This is a genomic window from Tunicatimonas sp., assembly GCF_049647865.1.
Lineage (GTDB): Bacteria > Bacteroidota > Bacteroidia > Cytophagales > Cyclobacteriaceae > Tunicatimonas.
This window is the reverse complement of record NZ_JBARYM010000336.1, coordinates 1-2,816: the sequence shown is the minus strand read 5'-3', so window position 1 is coordinate 2,816 and position 2,816 is coordinate 1. Positions and strand designations below refer to the sequence as shown.

2 protein-coding genes are annotated in these 2,816 nt (G+C 45.5%); both read left to right on the top strand.

Going from position 1 to position 2,816, the window contains the following annotated elements:
• Positions 1-1,654 (top strand): hypothetical protein (locus WBA23_RS10175; RefSeq protein WP_424582171.1); only part of this gene is annotated, 1,654 nt, incomplete at its 5' end.
• 336 nt (positions 1,655-1,990) lie between these two features.
• Complete coding sequence (locus WBA23_RS10170) at positions 1,991-2,770, top strand: SDR family NAD(P)-dependent oxidoreductase (protein WP_424582170.1); 780 nt, start codon at positions 1,991-1,993, stop codon at positions 2,768-2,770.
• Positions 2,771-2,816 lie beyond the last annotated feature (46 nt).

Here is a 2,816-nt window from a genome sequence, read left to right as displayed (position 1 = left end):
CCTTACTACTATGCAAAACAACCTAAAACTACTCACCTTACTGCTATTCATACTGACCGGATGCGGGGGCAATCAAACCGACGAAACGGCAGCTACCAATATGGAACCTCCGATGGTAGCTCCATTTGAAAAGCTGGATACTTTGGCAGTGAACGACTGGTGGAACCGAGCCGATAATCCTATTATCGACATGAAGGTAGACCGCAGTGAAGTGGTTTGCTTTGGAATGTACACAGTAGCCGACAATACCCTCAAACTCAGTGCTCAATTATACCCGCTGTACCCAGATGAAACCCGAAAAGTACGGTTGGAAGTCCAGCGTGATGGTGCTTGGCAGGAGGTTCAAACGAAGGAAGTGAATGACTTAGGCTGGTCGGCATTATTTCGAGTAGAGAATTGGGATGCTAGCCAAAATACTTCCTACCGATTGCTGCACGGAGAATCAGCCTCTTTTGAAGGTTTAATCCGGAAAGATCCGAAAGACAAAAACGAAATTAAGCTAGCCGCCTTCTCCTGCAACTCCAATAAAGACCGGGGGTTGCGCGAGCAGTACGTCCGCAATGTAGGCCACCACGACCCTGATTTACTGTTTTTTGCCGGCGATCAATCCTATGATCATACTGAGCATACCGCCGCCTGGCTAAAATTCGGTTTGCAATTCCGCGATTTATTCCGCGACCGCCCTTGCGTTAGCATTCCTGATGATCATGATATTGGGCAAGGCAACTTATGGGGCGAAAGTGGTAAGGTATCGCAAACTAAGGTAGCCGATGACGGTGGTTATAAGTACCATCCCGAATACGTGAAGATGGTAGAGCGGGCCCAAACTGCCCACTTACCCGATCCCTATGATCCTACTCCAGTTCAGCAGGGTATTGGTGTGTACTATACTAATTTGATCTGGGGCGATGTGGATTTTGCTATTATCGAAGACCGGAAGTTTAAAAGTGGCCCTGCCGGAAAAATTCCTCAGCAAGGCCCTCGCCCCGACCATATTAATAACCCAGAGTACGATCCCGCTTCAATTGATCTGGATGGATTGGTGCTACTGGGCGAACGACAATTGAACTTTCTAGACGAATGGTCTTCTCAGCAGGACGGTGTAGCTATGAAAGCCGTTCTATCTCAAACCGGATTCTGCGGCGGGGCGCACTTGCACGGCAATAAAGAAAATCGCCTACATGCCGATTTGGATTCCAACGGCTGGCCCCAGACCGGACGGGACAAAGCGGTAGAACTCATTGATAAAGCCGGAGCGGTACATATTGCGGGAGATCAGCATCTAGCCACCGTCATTCAACACGGTACCAATGAGTTTCGGGATGGCCCCTGGGCCTTCGTCGTTCCAGCGATTGTCAACGATTACTACAGCCGCTGGTGGTGGCCCCAAGATGAGGAACCGGGCGGCAACCACGATCCGAACAATCCCCTACCCTGGACCGGTGACTATTTGGATGGTTTTAACAACAAAATTACCATGAAAGCTTACGTAAACCCCGAAAGCACCTCCAGTGGCTCCGGCTACGGACTCATTCGCTTTAACAAGCCCACCCAAGAAGTAACCTTTGAATGTTGGCCCCGCGATGTAGATGTAACCACCGAAAGTGCAGAACAATTTACCGGTTGGCCTATTACGGTTGCGATGAATGAATAGTTATTTAGCATACTACGTACAGTATCTACTTAATCAAGTAAATTCTGTCGTAGGATAGCGCTTATTCTCATGTACTATTGAAAAATTCTCGCGGGTATTAGTTTAGCGTGTGCTTGCAAGGATGAAATAAGTGCCAATCCAAGCATCTACTTATATTCAAACTATTATAATTTGTGCAAAAGATATGGCTAGTTTCAAAGTGATTTCTAATAGAAATACCATATCGTTTCTATACCAACCGATACGATCGTTCTATTTTTTGCCTATATAACAATATCCTATACGCACTAGTTTTAGTTTCTGATATTCAATTAATTAATCAAAAACCATTTCATAATGCGTAAAACAGCCTTAATTACCGGAGCTAGTAGTGGGATTGGTCATGAGCTTGCTTGCATCCACGCTCAACAAGGAGGCGATCTGGTGATTGTAGCCCGCAGTGAGGATAAGCTTCAGAGCTTGAAAGAGAAATTAGAACAACAGTATTCGGTTTCGGTAAACGTGTTCGTAAAAGACCTGGCCCAGACGAATGCAGCACAAGAATTATACAATGAAGTTATCAATTCTAATATTCAGGTAGATTATTTGGTGAATAATGCTGGTTTCGGACAAGTTGGCAATTTTCATGAGTTACCCTGGGATCGCTTGGGTTCAATGATTCAGCTCAATATTATGGCCTTAACCCAGCTAACGCATTTGTTTCTTCCCGACTTTGTTCGGCGAAATAGTGGAAAGGTTCTGAACGTTTCATCTACTGCCAGCCTGATGCCCGGTCCGTTACAAGCCGTGTACTTCGCGACTAAAGCATACGTCACTTCGCTAAGTAACGCGCTGGCTGAAGAGTTAAGCAAGACCAATGTTACCATAACCAACCTGATGCCCGGTGCTACTGAAACCGACTTTGGCTCTACTTCGGGCATGGACAAAACTGCCTTATTTGCTAATACGGCTAGTGCCGAAAAGGTAGCTCAAATAGGTTATCAGGCAATGCTAGATGGTAAACTAGATATAATGGCTGGGCTTTCCGCTACTCAAAAATTTATGATGTCGGTAGTTCCATTAACACCAAAAAAGCTACTTTTGAAGCAAGTGTATCAACTGCAACAAACCGAATAACCCTGTTTCACCATGATTGTAGGTAAAGACATCAGTGTAAGAAGAT